This is a genomic window from Saccharopolyspora spinosa NRRL 18395 (assembly GCF_000194155.1).
Classification (GTDB): domain Bacteria; phylum Actinomycetota; class Actinomycetes; order Mycobacteriales; family Pseudonocardiaceae; genus Saccharopolyspora; species Saccharopolyspora spinosa.
On record NZ_GL877878.1, the window covers coordinates 1310473 to 1332932 of the forward strand.

16 protein-coding genes and 3 pseudogenes are annotated in these 22460 nt (G+C 69.7%); 12 read left to right on the plus strand and 7 right to left on the minus strand.

The window, feature by feature from the left end; genetic code table 11:
- Positions 1–47: 47 nt before the first annotated feature.
- Entirely contained in the window at positions 48–812 is a 765-nt protein-coding gene (locus SSPN_RS0106625; RefSeq protein ID WP_010693075.1) for a TetR/AcrR family transcriptional regulator, read from the plus strand.
- A 6-nt stretch (positions 813–818) separates the two neighbouring features.
- Here SSPN_RS0106625 and SSPN_RS0106630 read toward each other — a convergent pair whose 3' ends face one another.
- On the minus strand, positions 819–1823 hold the full coding sequence (locus SSPN_RS0106630; RefSeq protein ID WP_010693076.1) for an NADP-dependent oxidoreductase: 1005 nt from the start codon (positions 1821–1823) through the stop codon (positions 819–821).
- A 105-nt stretch (positions 1824–1928) separates the two neighbouring features.
- On the opposite strand from SSPN_RS0106630, the gene SSPN_RS42740 reads away from it, so the two are divergent.
- Positions 1929–2570: a TetR family transcriptional regulator gene (locus SSPN_RS42740; protein WP_101377323.1), complete on the plus strand. Its 642-nt coding sequence runs from the start codon at positions 1929–1931 to the stop codon at positions 2568–2570.
- On the opposite strand, the pseudogene SSPN_RS49905 reads toward SSPN_RS42740, so the two are convergent.
- Positions 2571–3949 (minus strand): annotated as a pseudogene (locus tag SSPN_RS49905) (amidase).
- Positions 3950–4131: 182 nt separating this feature from the next.
- Here SSPN_RS49905 and SSPN_RS0106650 point away from each other — a divergent pair.
- A pseudogene (locus tag SSPN_RS0106650) lies at positions 4132–5146 on the plus strand (aldo/keto reductase).
- Positions 5147–5150: 4 nt separating this feature from the next.
- Here the strand turns inward: SSPN_RS0106650 and SSPN_RS0106655 are convergent.
- From SSPN_RS0106655 to SSPN_RS0106665, 3 genes are all read right to left on the minus strand, one after another.
- Positions 5151–6233 (minus strand): VIT1/CCC1 transporter family protein, encoded by a 1083-nt coding sequence (locus tag SSPN_RS0106655; RefSeq protein WP_010693079.1) that lies wholly within the window; start codon positions 6231–6233, stop codon positions 5151–5153.
- Between the two features lie 70 nt (positions 6234–6303).
- Complete coding sequence (locus SSPN_RS0106660; protein ID WP_187764604.1) at positions 6304–7194, minus strand: nitroreductase family protein; 891 nt, start codon at positions 7192–7194, stop codon at positions 6304–6306.
- A 107-nt stretch (positions 7195–7301) separates the two neighbouring features.
- Positions 7302–8081, minus strand: coding sequence for an enoyl-CoA hydratase-related protein (locus SSPN_RS0106665; protein ID WP_010693081.1), 780 nt, complete (start codon positions 8079–8081; stop codon positions 7302–7304).
- Between the two features lie 125 nt (positions 8082–8206).
- Between SSPN_RS0106665 and SSPN_RS0106670 the strand changes: the two genes are divergently transcribed.
- The 3 genes from SSPN_RS0106670 to SSPN_RS42750 all read left to right on the plus strand — a co-directional run bounded on the left by SSPN_RS0106670 (position 8207) and on the right by SSPN_RS42750 (position 12007).
- Entirely contained in the window at positions 8207–9022 is an 816-nt protein-coding gene (locus SSPN_RS0106670; protein ID WP_029535040.1) for an IclR family transcriptional regulator, read from the plus strand.
- 107 nt (positions 9023–9129) lie between these two features.
- Complete coding sequence (locus tag SSPN_RS0106675) at positions 9130–9312, plus strand: hypothetical protein (RefSeq protein ID WP_010693083.1); 183 nt, start codon at positions 9130–9132, stop codon at positions 9310–9312.
- An 841-nt stretch (positions 9313–10153) separates the two neighbouring features.
- Entirely contained in the window at positions 10154–12007 is a 1854-nt protein-coding gene (locus SSPN_RS42750) for an ABC transporter ATP-binding protein (protein WP_237710472.1), read from the plus strand.
- 17 nt (positions 12008–12024) lie between these two features.
- On the opposite strand, the gene SSPN_RS0106690 is transcribed toward SSPN_RS42750, so the two are convergent.
- Complete coding sequence (locus SSPN_RS0106690; protein ID WP_029535041.1) at positions 12025–13218, minus strand: FAD-dependent monooxygenase; 1194 nt, start codon at positions 13216–13218, stop codon at positions 12025–12027.
- Between the two features lie 354 nt (positions 13219–13572).
- On the opposite strand from SSPN_RS0106690, the gene SSPN_RS57545 reads away from it, so the two are divergent.
- From SSPN_RS57545 to SSPN_RS0106720, 6 genes and pseudogenes are all read left to right on the plus strand, one after another.
- Positions 13573–13827 (plus strand): acyl-CoA synthetase, encoded by a 255-nt coding sequence (locus tag SSPN_RS57545; protein ID WP_010693087.1) that lies wholly within the window; start codon positions 13573–13575, stop codon positions 13825–13827.
- A 263-nt stretch (positions 13828–14090) separates the two neighbouring features.
- Positions 14091–14996 (plus strand): PfkB family carbohydrate kinase, encoded by a 906-nt coding sequence (locus SSPN_RS42755; protein WP_044572661.1) that lies wholly within the window; start codon positions 14091–14093, stop codon positions 14994–14996.
- Positions 14997–15053: 57 nt separating this feature from the next.
- Positions 15054–16163, plus strand: a complete 1110-nt coding sequence (locus SSPN_RS0106705; RefSeq protein WP_010693089.1) for a sensor histidine kinase — start codon at positions 15054–15056, stop codon at positions 16161–16163.
- Positions 16160–16806: pseudogene (locus SSPN_RS42760) on the plus strand (response regulator). The gene SSPN_RS0106705 and the pseudogene SSPN_RS42760 overlap by 4 nt, the downstream one beginning before the upstream one ends.
- A gap of 82 nt (positions 16807–16888) precedes the next feature.
- A complete protein-coding gene (locus SSPN_RS0106715; protein WP_029535042.1) occupies positions 16889–18283 on the plus strand; it encodes a 3' terminal RNA ribose 2'-O-methyltransferase Hen1 in 1395 nt (464 codons plus the stop codon).
- Positions 18283–20841, plus strand: coding sequence for a polynucleotide kinase-phosphatase (locus SSPN_RS0106720; RefSeq protein ID WP_010693091.1), 2559 nt, complete (start codon positions 18283–18285; stop codon positions 20839–20841). The genes SSPN_RS0106715 and SSPN_RS0106720 overlap by 1 nt, the downstream gene beginning before the upstream one ends.
- Before the next feature lie 84 nt (positions 20842–20925).
- Here the strand turns inward: SSPN_RS0106720 and SSPN_RS0106725 are convergent, their stop codons facing one another.
- Positions 20926–22428 carry a serine/threonine-protein kinase gene (locus SSPN_RS0106725; RefSeq protein ID WP_010693092.1) on the minus strand — a complete coding sequence of 501 codons (1503 nt, stop codon included), beginning with the start codon at positions 22426–22428 and terminating at the stop codon, positions 20926–20928.
- Positions 22429–22460: the final 32 nt, after the last annotated feature.

Here is a 22460-nt window from a genome sequence, read left to right on the forward strand (position 1 = left end):
GACCGCTCTCCTACGATCTAGGCGTACGGAGTACGGAGGCGGGTGCGATGGCGATCGAGTACAGCGGCGGCGGTGATCCGGCGCGCAGCCTGGCGCTGCTGTGGCGGACCCACGACGGGCCGGGCAGCGGCCGAAAGGGGCGTTCCGACCTCGGCGTGGACCGCATCGTGCGGGCTGGGATCGAGATCGCCGACGCCGACGGGCTCGCCGCGCTCTCCATGCGCCGGGTCGCCGACCACCTCGGCGTCGGCACCATGTCGCTGTACACATACGTGCCGGGCAAGGCGGAGCTGATCGACGTCATGCTCGACACGGTCTACGGCGAGACCGCCCGCCCCGAACCCGAATCGGACTGGCGCGGCAGGTTGGCTCAGATCGCCCGGGAGAACTGGGCGCTGTACCACCGGCATCCGTGGATGCTGCAGGTCGCGGCCGGGCGCGCGGTGGTGGGGCCGAACGCGATCGCCAAGTACGACTACGAACTGGGCGCGGTCGCGGAGCTGGGGCTCGCCGAGGTCGAGATGGACTCCGTGCTGAGCCTGGTGCTGGGGCACACCGAGGCCGCGGCCCGCCGCTCGGTGGAGATGGCGCAGGTCGAGCAGCGCAGCGGGATGACCGACGAGCAGTGGTGGCGTGCGCACGCCCCGCTGCTCAGCCGGCTCCTCGACCCGCAGCGCTACCCGACCGCCGCCCGCGTCGGCGCCGCCGCGGGCGAGGCCCACGGCTCGGCGCACAACCCCGAGCACGCCTTCGAGTTCGGCGTGCAGCGGATCCTCGACGGCATCGAGACCTTCGTCGCGAGCCGCCGGTAGTCCAGGTCAGGCAATCTTCACCAGCATCTTGCCGGTGTTCTCGCCGCGCATGAGGCCGAGGAAGGCGTCCGGGGCGTTGCGCAGGCCCTCGACGACCGTCTCCCGGTAGTTGATCTTGCCGTCGCGCAGCCAGCCCCCGACCTCCGCGAAGAACTGGTCCTTGAGGTGCGCGTGGTCGCCGACGATGAAGCCCTGCACCTTCAGCCGCTTGGAGACCAGCATGAACAAGTTGTTCGGGCCGGGCTTGGGCTCCGCGTTGTTGTACTGCGAGATCATGCCGCACTCGGCGACCCGGCCGAAGTCGTTCAGCGAGCCGATCGCAGCCTCCAGGTGCTCGCCGCCGACGTTGTCGAAGTAGATGTCGATGCCGTCGGGCGCGGCGGCCTTGAGCTGCTCGGCGACCGGGCCGTCGTGGTAGTTGAACGCGGCGTCGAAGCCGACCTCGTCCAGCAGGTAGCGGACCTTCTCCGCGGATCCGGCGCTGCCAATGACCCGGGACGCGCCGCGCTGCTTGGCGATCTGGCCGACCAGCGAACCCACCGCTCCGGCCGCACCGGAGACGAACACGACGTCGCCTTCCTTCTGCTCGGCGACGTCGACGAGCCCGACGTACGCGGTCATGCCGGGCATGCCGAGCACGTAGAGGTAGGCGCTCGGCGGAGCGGCCTGCGGGTCGACCTTGACGGCGTGCTTGGCGCCGAACGCCGCGTAGTCGCGCCAGCCGAAGTTGTGCAGCACGAAGTCACCGGGCTGGAAACCCGCTGCGTTCGAGGCGACGACCTCGCCGACCGCGCCACCCTGCAGCGCCTTGCCCACCTCGAACGGCGGGACGTAGGACTTGCCCGCATTCATCCGGCCGCGCATGTACGGGTCGACGCTCATCCACAGGTTGCGGACCAGCAGCTCACCGTTGCCGGGTTGCGGTGCATCGACCTCGACGATGTCGAAGTTTTCCGACGTCGGCCAGCCCTTGGGGCGGGACGCGAGGCGGATTTCCAGGCCCTTGCTCATCTGCAACTCCTTCACGGATGTGGTCGGGACCGACACTACAGAAAATGTCATACACTGCCAATTGTCGTTACATGACTTATGTCGCGGTCTGGCACAATGGCCACCATGACCGCCCCGACCGACTATGGTGGCCTGCGCGCCCGCAAGAAGCAGCGCACCCGGGCCGCCCTGATCGACGCGGGCCTGGACCTGTTCCTGGCGAAGGGTTACGACGCGACCACCATCGACGAGATCGCCGCCGAGGTGGAAATCTCGTCGCGCACGTTCTTCCGCTACTTCGCCGGCAAGGAGGACGTGGCCCTGGCCAAGGGCGCCGAGTTCGACGACCTCGTGCTCGACGCCCTCGCCGCCCGGCCCGCCGGCGAACCGCCGCTGACCGCCCTGCGGCACGCAGTGCTGGGCATGATCCGCGAATCGGCCGCCGACGACGTCCGCCGGTTCCTCCGCGTCCAGCACTTGATCAACAAGACTCCGCCGCTGCTGGCGGGCAACCTCCGCCGAGCGGCTGGCAGCGAGGAGCGGCTGACCGCGGAGATCGCCGCGCGGCAAGGCGTCGACCCGGCCCGGGACATTCGGCCGCGGGTGCTGGTCGGGATGGTCTGGGGCGCGCTGCGCATAGGCCTGGAGACAATGTGCGCCGACCCGCGCCGAGACCTGGAGCGGCTGGTCGAGCTCGTGGCGGAAGCCATCGACCTGGCCACCGCCGGAATCCCCGAGCGCTGGGGCGACGACCCGCACACCTGGTGATCACAACCTCGGCCAGGGGCGCTGCGCGGGGCGGAGCTGCTCGAAGGCCTGGGCCAGGCGAAGCACCCCCAGGTCGTCGAAGCGCTCGCCCGCGATCTGCAGTCCGATCGGCAGGCCCTCCTCGGTCCAGCCGCAGTTGACCGAGACGGCGGGTTGGCCGGACATGTTGTAGGGCAGCGTGAACGCGATGTGCTCCATCGCTCGCATCGGGTCTCCGGTCGGGTAGGCCTGCTCGGCCGGGAACGCCGGGATCGGAGCCACCGGGGACAGCACGAAGTCGAAGTCGCGGACTACCCTGTTGGCGGCCACCGAGATCGCATCCATCTGACTGAAGCCGTGGAAGACGTCGGCGGCCGAGACGTCCTTGGCGCTGGTCGCCCACTGCGCGATACCCGGCAGGATTCTGGCGCGGCGCTCCGCGGGCAGGGCCGAGATGTCGGTCCAGGACCGGAACCGCCAGAACCGGTCCATGCCGTCGAGCATCTCGCGGGACAGGAACGGGTCGATCGGTTCCACCACGGCCCCGGCCGCCTCGAAGAGATGCGCTGCGCGGGGGGGGTGCCCGCCGGTTCGACGGGCAGCCCCACGCGCTGGTCGAGAAGCAGGGCGACGCGCAGCCCGGCGACGTCGCAATCCAGCTGCGTCCAGTCGACATCGGCCGGGGGAAGCGCCGTGTGGTCTCGCGCGTCCGGCGCCGAAAGCACCGACGTCAGCAGCGCGGTGTCCGCGACCGTGCGGGTCAGCGGGCCGATGACCCGGCCCGGATACGGCGGGGCGACCGGGATCCGACCGAAGCTGGGTTTGAGCCCGACCACCCCGCACCACCCGGCGGGCAACCGGACCGAGCCACCGATGTCGGTGCCCACGTGCAGCGGCCCGTATCCGGCGGCGGCCGCCGCGCCCGCCCCGGCACTGGAACCGCCGGGGGTGCGGCCCAGGTCCCAAGGGTTGCGGGAGAGGTGGTGGAAGCTCGACGCCCCAGAGGAGAGCATGCCGTAATCAGGCATGGTCGTCTTGGCGAAGATCACCGCGCCGCTCTCTCGCAGACGCGCCACAGCGGGGGCGTCTGCGCCAGCCGGGGACAGCTCCGTGGCCGCGGTGCCCTGCGGCACGGGCATTCCTCTCGTCGCGATGTTCTCCTTGACCGTCACCGGAACCCCGTCGACAGGCCCGGCCGGAGTACCGGCACGCCAACGCCGTTCCGACGCCTGCGCTGCAGCGCGCGCACCTTCGGGGTCCGGCGCGTAGAGGGCGCACAGTTTGGGCTCGTAGGAATCGATGCGCTCCAGCACGGCATCCACGACTTCGACCGGCGAAATCTCGCCCGCTCGGTACGCCGCCGCCAGATCCACGGCCGTGCGGTCAGCCAGCTCCGTCATGCCACGTTCTCCTCGCTCGCGCTCGAAGTTCCGAGTCTCGACCAGACCGCACCGCAGGTAAAGGCGGAAGCGCGCGCCGACCTCGACGGTCCTTTGTGGTCGGTCCAGATGCTGAGCCGGTCGACCGGGCGCGACTAGGCTGGGAGCAGGACCGAAAGCCAACCACATTGATCGGAGCGCACGTGTCGCAACCGTCCCTGCCTCATCGTCGACTGGGTCGCAGCGGCCCATTGGTGAGCGCCATCGGCTACGGCGCGATGGGCCTGTCCGGGGTGTACGGCGCCGCCGACGACGCAGAGTCGGCCCGCCTGCTGAACCCGGTGCTCGTCGGACCGCCTGCTGAACCAGTTGCTCGACCTCGGGGTCGACTTCCTGGACACCGCCGACGTCTACGGCGAAGGGCACAACGAGGAGCTGATCAGCGGCCTGCTCGCGAAGCGCCGCGACGAGGTCGTGCTGGCCACCAAGTTCGGCGCCGACAAAGACATCGGCGGCGGCCGCCCCGAGTACGTACGCCAGGCGGTCGAGGCCAGCCTCGCCCGGCTCGGCACGGACCACATCGACCTCTACTACCTGCACCGGCTCGACCCGGCCACGCCGATCGAGGAAACCGTCGGGGCGATGGCCGAGCTGGTACAGGCCGGCAAGGTGCGGCACCTCGGCCTGTCCGAGATCAGCGCCGAAACCTTGCGCCGCGCCCATTCGGTGCACCCGATCGCGGCGGTGCAGCAGGAGTACTCGCTGTTCACCCGCGACCCGGAGGCCGAGCTGCTGCCCGCGCTGCGGGAGCTCGGCGTCGCGCTTGTCGCGTACTCGCCGCTGGGCCGTGGCGTGCTGACCGGTGCGTTCAGCAGCGTCTCGGACGTGGAGAACCTCGAAATGCGCAAGAAGCGGTACCCGCGCTTCGAGGAAGAGAGCCTGCGCCGCAACATCGAGCTGACCCAGCCGCTGCGGGAGCGGGCCGAGGCGCTGGGACTCACCCCGGCGCAACTCGCGCTGGCCTGGCTGCTGGCCCAGGGCGAGGACGTCGTGCCGATCCCGGGCAGCCGCCGCATCGAGCGGGTGCAGGCCAACATCCACGCCGCCACGACCGAGCTGGACCCGGCGGTGGTGGCCGAGCTGTCCGTGCTGTTCCTGCCCGGTGCCGCCGCCGGCGAGCGCTACACGCCCGCCGGGATGGCCCGGCTGGACCGGTGACCACTCACCCAGCGGTCGCGCCGAAGATCAACCCGAGCAGGTAGGTCACTGCCGCTGCTCCCGCGCCGATGGCGAGCTGCCGCAAGGCGCGGGGCAGCGGGGCAGCGCCGGAGAGCACGCCGACGGCGGCGCCGGTGAGCATCAGCGCGAGGCCCACGAGCACGACGGCGATGAGGGCGGCGAGGCCGCCGGTGAGACCGAACACGAACGGCAGCACCGGGACCAGCGCGCCGGAGGCGAAGAAGACGAAGCTGGACAGCGCCGCCTTCGTGCCGGTCCCGACGATCTCGTGGTCGTCGGCGGGCTTTTCGGGCGACACCAGTGGTTTGGGGTCGCGCAGCAGGGCGTCCGCGCGGCGCTGGGCTTCGTCGGCGGACATCCCCCGTGCCCGGTAGACCAACGCGAGTTCGTTCGCATCGACGTCGAGGTAGGGCAACACCGCGCGGGCTTCAGGATTCGGGGCGGCCGCGGCCAGCAGTTCCCGCTGGGAACGCACCGAGATGTACTCGCCGGCCCCCATCGACAGGGCACCGGCCAGTAGCCCCGCCAAGCCGATCAGCAGCACGGTCGAGGTCGGTACGTTCCCGCCGATGACGCCCAGCACCAGTGCCAAGTTGCTGACCAAGCCGTCGTTGGCGCCGAACACCGCCGCGCGGAAAGTTCCGGAAACGCGGGCACGCCCGCGCGCGGCGAGGGCCCGCACCACCTCTTCGTGGATCCGCTCGTCGGCCGCCATCGCCGGGGGCGCGTCTCGGTCGGAGCGGTACGGTGTGCGGCTTTCTGCGCGCTGTGCCAGGGCGAGCACGAAGACCGAACCGAACCGGCGGGCGAGGAACACCAGCAGCCGCATCCGGAACTGGCCGCGCCGCTTCGGGCCGACCTCGTCGCCGAGCAGTTCTTCCCAGTAGGCGGCGTGCCGTTCTTCTGCCTCGGCGAGGCCCAGCAGGATCTCCCGCTCCTCGCCGGAGCGCCGGGCGGCCAGTTCCCGGTAGACCTTGGCCTCCTCGTGCTCGTCGGCGAGCCGGCGCCGCCAGCGGCGCACCGATTTCGCGTCTGCTGGGCCTGCTCGAAACCCGTTGTCCTGCACGCGCCAAGCCTCCTGAACGGGCGTCGCCGGTGACCATTGGAAGTCCACAGTAGAGCTCTACTGTGCACGATCAACGGCGCGGCGGCAGCAGTTCCATCGAGTCCGCCAGCACCCGGCGCGGCGTCGTCGGCAGCGGCTCGTCCGAAGCCCGCCAGCCCAGGCGCAGCACCAACTGGGGATTGCCTCCACCGCCGAGGACCGCCGCCCGGACCCGTTCCCGCTCCTCGGCGACCTCGCCCAATTGGTTCAGCGGGCAGGTGACCAGTCCCTCCCGCGCCGCCGCCAGCAGGACCGCGCTGAGTGCCTCCCCCACCGCCAGCCAGCTGTCGACGCGGTCGCCGCGGGTGGCCAGCACCGCTAGCTCCGCTTCGTCGGTCAGCACTGGAGCCGTCGGCTCGGGATCGTCCAGATCGGCGATCGCCTTCTGGTATTCGGGGGTTTCCCGGTATTGCGCGGCTCTCCGCAGGGCGTCGACCAGGAGCGAGCGGTGCTCAGCGGCGCGCACCAGGACGCCGTGCTCCGTCTCGGACGCGGCCCGCAGGGTCGTCAACAACTCCTGCGGAACTGTCTCCGCGCGGAATGAAAACCGCGCGGTGTGCCGCTGCCCCGCGAGACCGGCGAGCGCGACCATCTCCGGGGAGACCTGATCGCGCGGACTGAACTGGATCGACGCCAGGTGTCCAGGCTGGGCCGGGTTCGGCAGCCGGTGCACCAGTGCCCGCCAACCGAGCGCTGCGAACGCGACCCGCGCGTGGTGCAGTGCGGCGCCGCAGCTGATCACCTGCGCGCGCCCCACCGGGTCGAGCTCCTCCGGCAACCGCGAAACGTCCAGGAACAGCTGCAGCGATCGCTCGGCGAGCAGCCACCGCCAGGGTTGGCAGTTGTGCACCGAGGGCGCTCGACACGTCAGGGACAGCGCCGAACACACGCTGTCGTAAGACGGCGCAGCGATGCGTGTCATCCACCACCACGTCCTCACGAACTCCAGGTCAAGCACCATCGTTCGCAGGGCCTACTGATCGGTCCAGGGCAAAAAGTCATAGCGCCCGCGGACCGCGATCTCGATGCTCAATCGCCGAAGGTAGGGCTGCGCTTCTCCAGGAACGACTGCATGCGTTCGCGCGCGTCCGGGGTTTGCGAGGTCGCGGCCATCACCTCGGTGGCGATCGCGTAGGCGTCGGCTTCCGGCCGGTCGAGCTGCGCGTAGATGCTCTGCTTGCCCACCGCCTTGGTCTGCCTGCTGCCGCGCGTCGCTCGCTTCAGCAGCGCCGCGACAGCCTCGTCCAGCTCCGCGTCGGGCACCACCTGGTTGACCAGGCCCCAGCGCTCGGCGGTCGCGGCGTCGATCGGATCACCGGTGAGCGCCATCTCCATCAGCCGCTTGCGGCCGACGGAGCGGGCCACCGGCACCGCCGGCGTGTGGCAGAACCAGCCGCCCTTGCCGCCGGGCAGCGCGAAACCGGCCGACTCAGCGGCCACCGCCAGGTCGCAGGTGGCCACCAGCTGGCAACCGGCCGCCACCGCCAGCCCGTGCACCCGTGCGATCACCACCTGCGGAACCGCGTGGATGGTGCGCATCACCGACTCGCACAAGCGCAGCAGCTCGCGCATCCCGGGCAGGTCGCGGTCGGCCATGTCGCCGAAGTCGTGCCCGGAGCTGAACACCGGACCCGCGCCGGCCAGCACAATCCCGGTCGCCTTCGTCTCGGCCGCCGCTTCGAACGCCTGCCGCAGCTCGGCGAGGTGCGCTGCGGACAGCGAGTTGCGGCTCTTGGGGCGGTTCATGGTGATCCGGACGGTTGGACCGTCCTGCTCGGTCAGCAGGTGCTGGTACTCCGGGCTGCTCATCGGTGCTCCAGGGAACTCCGCTTCGTCGTCGTCCTCCGAGCCTCGCACACCGAAGCCGCGGCGGCACCCACCGGGAACAGCTCCCCGACCGGACAGGGCGATCCCGCTATTCGCAAAATGGGGTCATGTCGGGTTTCGAGACGGATCGCCGCACCCCACCTGGGTTGCCGCAGACCGCGGACCGCGCGCTGCAGGTGCTGCTCGCCTTCGACCGCGGCAGACCCGAATGGGGCGTCACCGAGGTGGCCACCGAGTTCGGCCTGCACACCTCGATCGCACAGCGCCTGCTGGCGACGCTCGCGCACCGCGGATTCCTGGTGCAGGACACCGCGAACCGCCGGTACCGCATCGGCCCGGCGGCGCTGCACCTCGGCCGGATGTGGGAGCAGGCCGGGGCGCTGGACATCCTGATGCGACCGCTGCTGGCCGAGCTCGCCGAGGAGACCGGGCACAGCGCCCTGCTGGCGCTGCCGGACAGCGCGCACATGCGGTGCGTCGTGGTCGCGGAAGGCGCCGACGGCAGGCTGCGGGACTACCCGCTGACCAACGAGCTCTACCCCGCACACGCCGGCGCGACCAGCAAGTCCTTCTACGCGTTCCTGGCCGACGACATGCGGTCGAAGATCTTCACCGACCGGCCGCTGGCCCGGTTCACCGAGCGCACCGTGACCGACCTGGCCGTGTTGGAGGAGCAATTCGCCGAGATCCGGGAGGCGGGCTGGGCCTACACCCTCGGCGAGTACGACCTCGGTGTGGCCACCCTCGCGGTGCCTGTCTTCCTGCACCACGAGCCCTACGGGAGCCTGAGCGTCGGCTGGCAGTCCGAGCAGTACCGGCACGACCCCGCCGAGTGGGTGGAGCTACTGCAGGAGACCAGTTCCCGCGTCAGCCGCCGGCTGACCAGGCCCGTCTCCCGGCGCGACCGGCGCGGCCAGTTGTGATCGGCGGCCGGATGTGATCGGCTTTCTCCACGCGGGTGGAGAGCTGCCGGTGGCCGCCGGGTAGGGTCTCGTCGGCGTCGAAGGTGGTCGGACAGGGGGCTGAGCTCATGAACCGCAAGGCCGTGATCGTGGTCGTGGCGCTCGTGGTCGTCGTTCTTGGCTCGCTGCTGGTCCGCGACCCGGTCGGGTCGGCGGACATCGTCCGGTCCGGGTTCGACCTGCTGGTGTCGGCGATCAGCGCAATGGCCAATTCGCTGACCACGTTCTTCCAGCACCTATTCGCTGGCTGACCGGCCAGGACTGCGCTGGGCCGACGGGCGCCATCGCCGACAACGACAATTTATTCACCAATTGCGCTGTCCGATACTTTCCAACCCAATGAATCCAGGTTGGCCGGAAACATACCCATGATTGATTTCCCGCATGTGAAAGCATAGCCAGCGACCTAAAAAGGATCGTGCTCAATACCCACTCCCCCAACACCAAAACAAAACACGGAAAAAGCTCGGGACCAAATGCCCTAATTCCTCACGCGCCCCGCCTATGCGGTCTACAAAGCCGAAAAAATCCGCCGAACCAACACGAAAGCCAGCTTGTCCTACCCGGGTGGACCGCTTAGGGTGGGAACCGGTCACATCGAGGAAAGAGCCGGCCGAGGTCAGTGCCAAATGACATCGGCTACTGGGGAAGACCGACTCACCGGCGAAGTGGCCCGGCGCAGGAGAAAAGATTTCCGGCCGGTCGCAGTTCGCAAAGCTCCCACCGGGCACACGTTCGATCCAGGGCCCAGATCGTTCCCCTCCGGTGGTCTGCGGGGGACTGGAATCTCCATGCGCTGCATGCAAGCGCGCGCCGGATCTCAGGGTTATCCGGCACGCGACGTGCATCGACCGAAAATGGTGATGGGAATGCAGATCAAGGACTCGTTCAGGTTCGACCGGTTCCGCTCCTGGGGCGGCTGGGGCGGTTGGGGCTCCGGCTGGGGCGGCTGGGGCGGCTGGGGCTGCTGGTGAGCCCTAGTACCCACAGGACCGTCCTAGACGTCCACAGGACCGTGTAGACGCGTAGCTCCCGCTCCTCCCGGGGCGGGAGCTACGCCTGTAATTGGGGGGTGAGGATTTGCCGGGATTGGTGAGCTGGCTGTTCCGGCCGGCCGAACGGGACACCGAGGGGCTGGTCGAGCGCGCGCCGACGGTGCGAGTGCGCGAGGTTTTCCGCCGCTTCTGGCCGGATGCGCGGCAGTACCGCGGCTGGCTGCTGGTCAGCTTGGTGCTGGTGCTGGTATCGCCGCTGCTGGACGCGGCCGCGATCTGGTTGTTCAAGGTGCTCATCGACGACGTGCTGGCCCCACGCAACTTCTCGCTCTTCCCCGCGATCGCGGTGGCGTACGCGTTGATAACGCTGGTGGCGGGCGCGCTGGACTTCTGCGGGCAATACCTGGCGACGTGGATCGGCGAGAACTTCCTGAACAAGTTGCGCACCAAGGTCTTCGCCCACCTGCACACGCTGTCGATCGGGTTCTTCGACCGCAGGCGCATCGGCGACACGCTGTCCCGGCTCACCGGGGACGTGGCCGCCATCGAGAGCCTGGTGCTGTCCGGGGTCGCGCAGACCTTCGCCTCGGTCGTGAAGGTCCTGCTGTTCGCCGGGGTGCTGTTCTACCTCGACTGGCTGCTGGCCCTCGTGTCACTGGTCGGGGCTCCGCTGTTCTGGGTCGTCGCCAAGTTCTTCGCGCGGCGGATCAGGGAGGCATCCCGCGAGGTCCGCGGTCGCAGCGGCTCGATCTCCACCGTCGCCGAGGAAAGCCTCGGCAACGCGCCGCTGATCCAGGCCTACGGGCGGGAACAGGCCGAGGTAGACCGCTTCACCCGGCAAAGCCGCGGCAACGTCTCCGCCGCGCTGACCTCGGTGCGAGTCGGTGCGCTGTTCTCCCCGCTGGTCGACCTGCTGGAAGTGGTCGGCGTGATGGCCATCCTCGGCGTCGGCATCTACGAGCTGTCGGCGGACCGGATCAGCCTCGGCGGGCTGCTGGTGTTCCTGGTCTACCTGTCCCAGCTCTACACGCCGGTGCGCAACCTCGGCCAGCTGTCCAACACCGTCTTCGCCGCGTCCGCCAGCGCGGAGCGCATCATCGATCTGCTCGACCAGCGCCCATTGGTTCAGAACCCGGCGCACCCGATCCCGCTGCCGCGGCGGATCACCGGCCGCCTGGAGGTCGACCGGATCGGCTTCCGCTACCCCGACACCGCCGCCGACGTGCTGCGCGGGGTGAGCTTCTGCGCCTTGCCGGGGCAAACCACCGCAGTGGTCGGAGCCAGCGGCGCGGGCAAGTCCACGCTGACCAAGCTGCTGCTGCGCTTCTACGACCCCACCCACGGCCGGATCCTGCTGGACGGCATCGATCTGCGGGCCGTGGACCTGGACGCGCTACGCGCGAACATCGCGATCGTGCTGCAGGAAACCCTGCTGCTGGACGGCACCATCGCGGACAACATCCTGGCCGGGCGCTCGGACGCCACCCGCGAGCAGCTGGTCGAGGCGGCCGAGGCCGCCGACGCGCACGAGTTCATCCAGCAGCTACCGGAGGGCTACGACACCCGGGTCGGGCAGCGCGGTCGCCTGCTCTCCGGAGGGCAGCGGCAGCGCATCGCGATCGCCCGCGCGATGATCCGCGACGCCCCGATCCTGCTGCTGGACGAGCCGACGACGAGCCTGGACGCCGAAGCCGCGCAGCGGATCCTGGCGCCGCTGCGCCGGTTGATGGCCGGGCGCACCACCATCGTGATCTCACACAACCTGCTCACGGTCCGCGATGCGCAGCAGATTATCTACCTGGACCGCGGGACGATCACCGAAGCCGGCACCCACGACGAGCTGCTGGCCAACAACAACGGCTACGCCCACCTCTACCGGCTGCACCACCCGGAGCGTCCGGTCGGACCGCCGGAAACTCCGGCCCGACCGGACGGGCACATGCCCAGTTAGGAGGACACGACACGGCACTAGCGCCAGGATTCGCCGCGCCGAAGCGCGCAAAACCACCGTCGGCCGATACCAGCAAGCAATTTTCCCTTGCGCACCAAGAAGTTCTGGTTCACGAGGTGCTGCTGGTACCGCCACGGCGGATGCTCGCCGTACCGACTGGCTATTGCGAAGGTGAAGTCCACGGCGTTGCTGTTGGCGTAGCGGTCGACGTTCTCGAACCAGGCCATGCTGGTGCGCGCGGCGGCTTGCGCCAGGCGCAGCTGCGCGTGGCCTTGCTCGTTGAAATCCTTCAATGCTGCTTTCGAGTCACCGTGGTCGAACAGGTTCTGCGCGAGCGCTACCGCATCCAGCAGCGCCAACTGGGTTCCGGAGCCGATGGTGAAGTGCGTTGTGTGCGCGGCATCGCCGATCAGGATCATGTTGTCGTGCAGCCACGACTCGTTGTAGACGTGGGTGAAGCGCTGCCAGGAAGCGGCTTTCCCGCGGGACTGGCTGACCAGCGAGCGGCCCTGCAGCGGGCGGGCAAAGATCCGCTCCAGCACCCGCGTGCTCTCCTCGTGGCCTAGCCGGTCCAGGCCCAGGTACCGCCAGGCCAGCTCCTGGCATTCGACGACGACGGTGCTGACCCCGGCGCTGCTCGGGTAGGCGTGGAACCAGATCCAGCCCTCCGGGGTCTCCTCGAAGTCGTAGGTGAACATGTCGAACCGCCGGTCCGTGCCCAGCCAGATGTAGGGGTTGCGCCCCTGGTCCACCCAGGTGCCGAACTCGTCGGCGTACTGCCCCCGGATCCGGCTGTTCGCGCCGTCGGCCACCACGACCAGGTCGGCGTCGGAGAACTCGGACACGTCGTCGACGGCGCGCTCGTACTCGATGTGTGCCCCGACGTCCGTCGCCCGCTCGGCGAGGATCTCCAGCATCGTGGCGCGGTTGATGCTGTAGCCGTACCCCCCGAGATACGCCTTGTCCTGGCTGCACATCTCGATGACCTGCCCCTGCCACAACGTCGACGCCGCGCGGATCCGCTCAGCGCTTCCCCGGTCGTTGCGGTACAGCGTGTCCAGCAGGTCATCCCCGAACACGACACCCCAGCCATAAGTGGCGCCGCGCGGATCGCGTTCGACTACCGTCACGTCGTGCCCGGCGTCCCGCAGTTTCGTCGAAATGGCGAAGTACAGCCCAGCGGGGCCAGCTCCGATGCACACAATTTTCACGGCACAGCACCTCCTGGAAACAGGCGGGCAGCTGCGCAGGCGCACCAGGCGGTACGTCTTGTCCGCGTGACGCCCTCGTTGTACACCGCTCTCCGACTCGTCGCACCCCGCAATCCAGCGGTCCAGATGTCGGACCAGTAGGCAGGAACCTCGATTGCGGCCGCCCGTAGGCCGCGATACTCGGCGACGACCAGATAGGTTTCGTGGTCACCGACCACCTGTGCGACCTGATGCCCGGCACCGACCACCGGGACGCATCGCTGGGGGTGGAGGCCGAACGGGGCAGCAACGCGTTCACGTTTCCGACGATCCTGAAGCGCCTGGTCGAACACCCGGAAATCCGCCGGAGCTCCGATGTACCGCCAGGACCAGCTTCGCGCGTTGGAGGAGTTCGGCCCGGTGCTGGTGCAGTACCACGGCGTGGGCGAGGTCACCGGCAACATCACCGTGCTGCCACCGGACCGGCACGACCGCCAGCTGCCCGACGCCCTGGACTTCGGCAGCTGGGAGCAAGACCGGTTCCCGAGCAGGAGCGGCGATTCCTGGCGGAGCGCCCGTTCACGACATCCCGCGAGCACGGCTCGTTCCTGGCGGTCCTGCGCAGCCTGATGGTGTGTACGTCCTGCGTGATCTACTGTGGCTGCCGAACCTGTTCAAAGTCTTCGGAGAACCGATCTACACCGGCATCGTAGGAACACCCCAGGGGCCGAACAAGCCATTCACCCACTGCCACCGGATCGGCCCATTGAGGACGGAGGACGGGCGCGATTTCCGTTTCCTGGCTGGGAGGTTCGGACGTTCAGGCATTGTGATCGGGCGCTTCGAGCGTCTGTGTGCCCGGACCGCTCCGGGTTCACCACTAGACTCGCGGCATGGCTGCACCACCACCGCGCGGCGTGTTCGTCGGCCTGACCACCCTGGACGTGGTGCACCACGTCGACGCCCGCCCGGCGGCCGATCAGAAGGCCACCGCGACCGCGCAGTTCGTCGCGGCCGGTGGACCGGCTGCGAACGCGGCGGTGACATTCGCCGGTTTGGGTGGCGAGGCGGTGCTGATCACCGCCATCGGCCGCAGCCCGATCGCGTCGGTCATCCGGACCGACCTGGAGTCCTGGGCCGTCCGAGTCGTGGACGCTGCCGGGGACCGGACCGACGACGCTCCGGTGTCGGCAGTCGCGGTCACCCGGGGCACCGGCGAGCGCTCGATCGTCGGCATCGACACCACGGCGTTGCAGGTGCGGCAGGCACCGGCGATCGCCGAACTTGTCGGCGCGGCCGACATCGTGTTGCTCGACGGCCACCACCCATTGCTCGCCGAAGCCGCCGCAGCCGCTGCTCAGGCGCCGGTCGTGGTGGATGCCGGCCGCTGGAAGCGGACCATGAGGCCGCTGCTGCCGCGCGCCCAGGTGATCATCGCCTCCGCCGATTTCCGGGTGCCCGGCTCGGAGACCTCCGAGGCGACCGCCCGCGCCCTGGTCGACCAAGGCGTCCCGACCGTGATCACCACGCACGGCGACGCCCCGGTCCGCTGGTGGCACCGCGGCGACCACGGCGCGGTGCAGCCACCGAACGTCCAGGTGGTGGACACGCTCGGCGCGGGCGACGTCTTCCACGGCGCCTATTGCTTCTTCGCCTGCCAAGCTGACGCCGACGTCCCGACCAGTATTGAACGCGCTGCGGCGGTCGCCGCCCTCAAGTGCGCGACCCCAGGTCCCCGCGGGTGGCTGCGACGGCTCCCTGAACTGGGGTGGCACCGCCCGCTACGTCGGGAAGAGTAGAGACATGTTCGCTCCTAGGCCGACCCATGCGCCGCCCGCATCGCGGAGACTGCGAACATGCGCGCGATGAAATCGCTGATCGGGGACGCCGTGCTCGCCGTCCTCATCACGTTGATCGGCATCGTCGGCACATTGGGCGCCGACCACTGGACTGCGACCGCGCACCGGCCGATCGACGGCGTCGGCCTGGTGCTGGTGGCGGCCACCGGGCTGGTCCTGGTGCTGCGGCGTCGCCAACCGGTGGTGACGCTGCTCGTCGCCGCCGCCCTCACCTCGACGTACCTGCTCCTGGGCTTCACCTACGGCCCGATCCTGCTGGCGTTGATGATCGCGGTCTACACGTTGGCCAGGCACCGCCCGCCGGCCACCTCGGTGCCGACGGCATTCGCCGCCCTCGTCTTGCTGCTGGTCCACATCTTCACCAGCGCAACCGCGGTGCCCGGCCTGCTCGGGGTGATCCCGGGTTCGGCGTGGGTGGTGGTGCCGTTCGCGATGGGCAGCGTCGTCCGGTTGCAGCGCGAGGCAGCGTCCCGGGCCAGGGCCGAGGTACTGCGCCAGCGCGTGGACGACGAGCGGTTGCGAATCGCGCAGGAGGTGCACGACGTCGTGGGGCACGGGCTGGCAGCCATCAAGATGCAAGCCGACGTGGCGCTGCACGTGCTGCCGAAGAAGCCGGAGCAGGCGGAGGTCGCGCTGGAGGCGATCAGCCGCACGAGCAGTGATGCGCTGGAAGAGCTGCGCGCGACACTGGCCTTGGTGCGTCGGACCGCCTCGCAAGGCCCGACCCCGGGCTTGGCCAGGCTCGACGACCTGCGGAAGCGGATGAGCGAAGCCGGTGTTCAGGTCCAGTTGGTCACGAACGGTCGGCCGCGGGAGCTGCCCGCCGCGGTCGACCTGACCGGCTACCGGATCCTGCAGGAGTCGCTGACCAACGTGCTGCGCCACAGCGGCGACAAGCGCGCCGAGGCCACCATCGACTACGCGACCGACGCCCTGGTCATCACGGTCACCAACCCGCTCACCGGATCGCCGGGCGACAGCGGCGGGCTCGGCATCCCCGGAATGCGGCGGCGGGTCGCGTCGCTGGGTGGCGAGTTCACCGCCGGTCCCACCGGGGACGGCCGGTTCGAAGTGCAAGCCCGCCTGCCCATCGAAGGACATCCATGATCACCGTGCTGATCGTCGACGACCAGGACCTGGTGCGCATCGGCCTCCGCACCCTCATTGACAGCGAGGACGACCTGACCTGCGTCGGCGAGGCCGCTGACGGGTTGGCGGCGGTGGCTGCGGCGCGCGAGCACCGCCCGGACGTGGTGCTGATGGACGTGCGGATGGCTGGCGTCGACGGGTTGGAGGCGACCCGCCGGATCACTGCGGCCCCGGAGCTGCCGGACACCAAGGTGATCGTGCTGACCACCTTCGAGATCGACGAGTACGTCTTCGCCGCGCTGCGCGGCGGGGCCAGCTGCTGAAGGACACCAAGCCGGTCGAGCTGCTCCGGGCGATCCGGCTCGTCGCCGGCGGTGAGGCGCTGCTGGCGCCGTCGGCGACCAGGCAGTTGGTCCGGGAGTTCGTGTCGATGGCGCCGCGGTCGCGCCGACCGCACCCGCAGCTGCACACACTCACCGAACGGGAGCGCGAGGTGCTGGGCCTGGTGGCGGAGGGCTTGAACAACGAGGAAATCGCCGAACGCCTGGTGGTCAGCCCGGCGACGGCGCGCACCCACGTCAGCCGGGCGATGATCAAGTTGGGCGCGCGGGATCGCGCGCAACTCGTCGTCTTCGCCTACCAGTCAGGGCTGGCCGACTAGCGCAGCGCGTACTCGCGGAAAGCCGGTCGCATCCCCATAAAAGGAGGTTCGCCGGGACTTGGCGGTAAGGCAGACTGTCGCCGTGCTCGTCACCCTGACCACCACCCACCGCCCGGCAACCGACCTCGGTTTTCTGCTGCACAAGCATCCAGAGAAGGCCCAAGCCTTCCCCGTGGCCGCCGGAACCGCGCACGTCTTCTACCCGATGGCCGCCGAGGAGGAATGCACCGCCGTGCTGCTGCTGGACGTCGATCCGATCAAGTTGGTGCGGGGCAAGCGCAACGACGCGTTCACGCTGGGCCAATACGTCAACGATCGGCCGTACGCGGCGGGTTCGCTGCTCGCGGTGGCGTTGGGTTCAGTGTTCCGGACCGCGTTGAACGGGCGTTGCGATGCGCGGCCGGAACTGGCCGAGACCCCGATTCCGCTGCGGGTGAGGGTTCCCGCACTGCCGTGCCGAGGAGGCGTGGAGCTGGCTGCGCGGCTGTTCGAGCCGCTGGGCTGGCAGGTCGAGGCCACACCGGTGCCGTTGGATCCGCAGGTTCCCGGCTGGGGCGACTCGCACTACGTGGACCTGCGATTGTCCGGCGAGCTGCGCGTCTCCGCCGCTCTCAAGCACCTCTACGTGCTGATCCCCGTGCTGGACAATGCGAAGCACTACTGGGTCAGCGGGGATGAGGTGGACAAGTTGCTGCGGGCCGGTGACGGCTGGCTCGCCGACCACCCCGAACGGGAGCTGATCAGCAACCGATACCTGGCGCACCGCAGGGCGTACGTCCGTTCTGCCCTGGCCCAGCTCGCCGAGTCCGATCCGGACGAACTGGACAACGCGCTCGTCGCGCCGGTGGTGACCGAAACATCCGAACAGGACATTCCGCTCGCCGTGCAGCGCCGGGGCAGCGTGCTCGCCGCGCTCAAGGCCAGCGGGGCTCGCCGCGTCCTCGACCTCGGTTGTGGCGGTGGGGCTTTGCTGCACGACCTGATCCAGGAGCCGTCGTTCACCCAGATCGTCGGGGTGGACGTGTCGGCTCGCGCGCTCGAAGTCGCCGCGCGCCGTTTCGAGCGGCTGCCTGAGCGCCGCCGCGAGCGGCTCACGCTGCGCCAGTCCGCGCTCACCTACGTGGATCCCGCCCTGGCCGGGTTCGATGCGGCCGTGCTCATGGAGGTCATCGAGCACGTCGACCCGAGTCGGCTGCCCGCTCTGGAGCACGCGGTGTTCGCCGCCGCACGACCGAACACGGTCATCATGACCACCCCGAACGTGGCGTACAACGTGCGTTTCGAGAACCTGCCCACCGGCGCGTTCCGGCATTCCGACCACCGCTTCGAGTGGACGCGGTCGCAGTTCCGGCAGTGGGCCCAGGGCGTGGCCGATCAGCACGGCTACGCGGTCAGGCACCTTCCGGTCGGCCCGGAGGATCCGGAAGTCGGGGCGCCGACCCAGATGGCAGTGTTCAGCAGGACGGTGGTGGCCTGATGCGACTGTCCATTCCGGACATGGCGCTGGTGGTGCTGATCGGCGCCTCGGGCGCCGGGAAGTCCACCTTCGCTCGCACCCACTTCGCGCCGACGCAGGTTCTCTCCAGCGATTTCTTCCGCGGTCTCGTCGCCGACGACGTGACCGACCAGTCGGCTAGCGCTGCCGCCTTCGACGCGCTGCACTACGTCGCGGGCAAGCGGCTGGCGGCCGGGCGGGTCACGGTCGTCGACGCCACCAACGTCCAGCGCGGCGCCCGGTCCGCCTTGGTCGAGCTGGCCAGGAAGCACCACGTGCTGCCGGTGGCGATCGTCCTCGACATGCCCGAGTCGGTTTGCCTGGAGCGCAACGCGGAGCGCCCCGACCGGGACTTCGGCGCGCCGGTCGTCCGGCGGCACCGGGCCGAGCTCCGCCGCTCGCTGAAGTCGTTGCAGCGAGAGGGTTTCCGGCGCGTGCATGTGCTGCGCAGCGTCGAAGAGGTCGACGCGGCCACCATCGAGATCGAGCCGCTGCTCAACGACAAGCGCGCCGAGACCGGGCCGTTCGACGTGATCGGCGACGTGCACGGCTGCCGGGCCGAGCTGGAGGAGTTGCTCGAAGCGCTCGGATACGTCATCGAGCGCGACGCAGAGCAGCGCGCCGTCGGTGCTGCGCACCCGGCCGGTCGGCGTGCGGTGTTCGTCGGCGACCTGGTCGATCGCGGCCCGGACACCCCGGGCGTGCTCCGGCTGGCCGTGGGCATGGTCGCCACCGGAACCGCGCTGGTGGTGTGCGGCAACCACGAGCAGAAGCTCGTCCGCGCGTTGCGCGGCCGGAACGTCACGATCGCGCACGGCCTGGCCGAATCGTTGGCGCAGTTGTCGGCCGAGCCGGAGGAATTCCGCAAGCAGGCAGAAGAGTTCTGCGACGGCTTGGTTGCGCATTACGTGCTCGACGGCGGCAAGCTGGTGGTGGCGCACGCTGGGCTGCCCGAGCACTTCCACGGCCGGGCATCGGGAACCGTGCGCAGCTTCGCGCTTTTCGGCGAGACCACCGGCGAAACCGACGAGTACGGGCTACCGGTGCGCTACCCGTGGGCCGACGACTACCGCGGCAAGGCGATGGTGCTGTACGGCCACACACCGATGCCCGAGGCGGAGTGGGTCAACGGCACGATGTGCCTGGACACCGGTTGCGTCTTCGGCGGCAAGCTCACCGCACTGCGCTACCCGGAGCGCGAGGTCATGTCGGTGCAGGCGCAGCGCGTCTGGTACGAGCCGAAGCGGCCGCTGCTTCCGCCCGACCAACTGCCGCCGCTGGCCGACTCGGTGTCGCGGCGGGAGCCGCACGTGCTCAACCTCGACGATGTCGTGGGCCGTCGTTCGGTGGAAACCCGCCACCACGGGCGGATCGCCGTCCAGCCCGAGCGTGCCGCGGCGGCGCTGGAGGTGATGAGCCGCTTCGCGATCGACCCGAGGTGGCTGCTGTACCTGCCGCCGACGATGGCCCCGGTGACCACCTCCAACCGGCCCGGCGTGCTGGAACACCCCGAGGATGCGTTCGCGGGTTATCGCGCCGCCGGCGTGCAGGACGTGCTGTGCGAGGAGAAGCACATGGGCTCGCGCGCAGTCGTGCTCGTGTGCCGGGAATCGTCGACTGGCGCGGCCAGGTTCGGCATCGATGGCCCCGGGGCGGTGCACACCCGCACCGGACGGCTCTTCTTCGCGCCTGACCAGACCGAGGAGCTGCTGTCCCGCGTGCGCGCGGCGGTGGATTCGGCCGGTCTGTGGGACGAGCTATCGACCGACTGGTTGTTGCTGGACGCCGAGCTCATGCCGTGGAGCGCGAAGGCGGGCAGCCTGATCACGAGCCAGTACGCCGCAGTCGGCGCGGCGGCGTCCACGGCGCTGCCGAGCGCCGTGGACGTTCTGGCTGCAGCGGCGGAACGCGGCGTCGACGTCGACGCGTTGCATGCCAAGACCAGTGCGCGGGCGGCCAATGCCGATGCCTACCGGGAGGCGTACCGCCGCTACTGCTGGCCGACAGACGGGCTGGCCGGTGTGCGGCTGGCGCCGTTCCAGGTGTTGGCCTCCGAGGGGCGGACCTACCACAGCCTGGAGCACGGCTGGCACCTGGCGTTGGCGGACCGGCTCGTCGGCACCGACCCGGAGTTGTTCGCCACCACCCGCCGGATCGCGGTGGATACCACCGACCCTGCCTCGACCGCGGCGGGCACCGAGTGGTGGGAGGAGCTGATCGGGGGCGGCGGCGAAGGCATGGTGGTCAAGCCGATGGCCAACCTCACCACGGGGCAGCGCGGCTTGGCCCAGCCGGGTGTGAAGGTGCGCGGCCGGGAATACCTGCGGATCATCTACGGTCCCGACTACACCGAGGCGGCGAACCTGGACCGCCTCCGCCAGCGGGCTCTCGGCCGCAAACGCGGCCTGGCGACCCGCGAGTACGCGCTCGGTCTCGAAGGCCTGGAGCGGGTCGCGCGGGGCGAGCCGCTGTGGCGGGTGCACGAGTGCGTTTTCGCCGTGCTGGCACTGGAATCCGAGCCGGTCGACCCCCGGCTGTGATCCGCCGCGGCGATCCGGGAGTTCAGCCCCACCCGCATCGCCGCAGCCCAGCTGCGGCCCACCACCCGAACGCGCGGCGCGGGGTCACTGGCCGATCGGGACGAACTTGGACCAGGCGGTCTCGCTGAGCTTGCTCTTGCCGTCCCAGAGTTCGATCTTGATGCGGACGTTGCCCTTCTCGCTCAGGTCCAGGTTGCAGTCCACCGGCGGACCGTCGCTGTTCTGGTCCTTGCACTCGTCCGTGCGACCGTAGTCGGTCTCCGACACGGTCTTGATCCACATGCCGTCCTTGTTGGTGTCGTGCGCGAAGAGGTGGTCGCCGACCGCCTCGAAGCAGCCGGTGCCGCGCTCCTCGCCCTTGAATCTGATCGACTGGCACCACTTGGTCTGCATCGGCTTCGACGGCGGTGTCTCCGGATCCGCCGACGGCTCCGGGGTCTCGGGAGCTTGCGTTTCGGTTTCCTGCTCCGGCGGTTGGACCGGCGGGACGGATGGCGGCGGGGAGGCCGGCGGCGGGGAGGCTGGCGGCGGGGGCGCGCTGGAAGGCAACGGGGTGGGGATCGGCGGCGCCATCGTCTCCCCTGCCCGCTGCGCGGTGTCGTCCGCCGGAATCGGCTGGCCCGGTTCGGTACGCATCATGGCGGCGACTGCCACCACACCGGCCACTGCCGCGACGACCCCGACCCCGCCCATCACGTACCCCCAGCGCGCGATGCCGCCCTTGCGCTTCGGTTCCGCTGGCGGTTCCGCGAACTGCGCCGGGATCGCCGTGACGCTGGTCAGCGCCTCGCGCGCCGCGCGGGCCAGCTCACCGGCGCTGGAGAAGCGCTCGGCGGGGTCCTTCGCCATGCCGCGCGCGACGATCTGGTCGAATTCGCGCGGGATGTCGCCGCGAACGCCGGTCGGCACCGGCGGCGGCTGGTTGAGGTGCGCGTTGATCAGCGACGCCGCAGTGTCCCCGCCGAACGGTTTCGTACCGGTCAGGCATTGGTAGAGCACGCAGGCCAACGAGTAGACGTCTGCTCGGTGGTCGACGGGGCCGTCGCCGAACCGCTCCGGCGCCATGTAGGCGAGCGTGCCGACGGTGTAGCCGGTGGAGGTCAGCGACGCGGTGGGGCGCAGCGACGCGGCGATGCCGAAGTCGACGAGGTAGGCGAAACCGCTGTGGCTAACCAGGATGTTCGACGGCTTGACGTCGCGGTGCACCAGGCCTTCCTGGTGCGCGGCGTCCAACGCCGTCGCGATCTGCTCCAGCACCGCCACCGCATCTACTGGGCGCATCGCGCCGTTGGCGGCGAGCAGGGCACCGACGTCGCTGCCCTCGACCAGCCGCATGTCCAGGTACAGCCGGCCGTCGATCTCGCCGTAGGCGTGGATCGGGATGACGTGCGGCTCGCGGAGCCGTCCAGCCGCGTGCGCCTCCCGCTTGAAGCGCTCGCGGAACTCCTCGTCGACCGCGAGGTGCTGGGCCAGCAGCTTGAGGGCGACGATGCGATCGTGGCGCGTGTCGTACGCGCGGAGGATCTCACCCATCCCACCCCGCGCGATCAATCCTTCCACCCGGTAAGGACCGAACTGCCACTTCACCGTGCGTAACTCCTCAAGACCGACATCGCGCG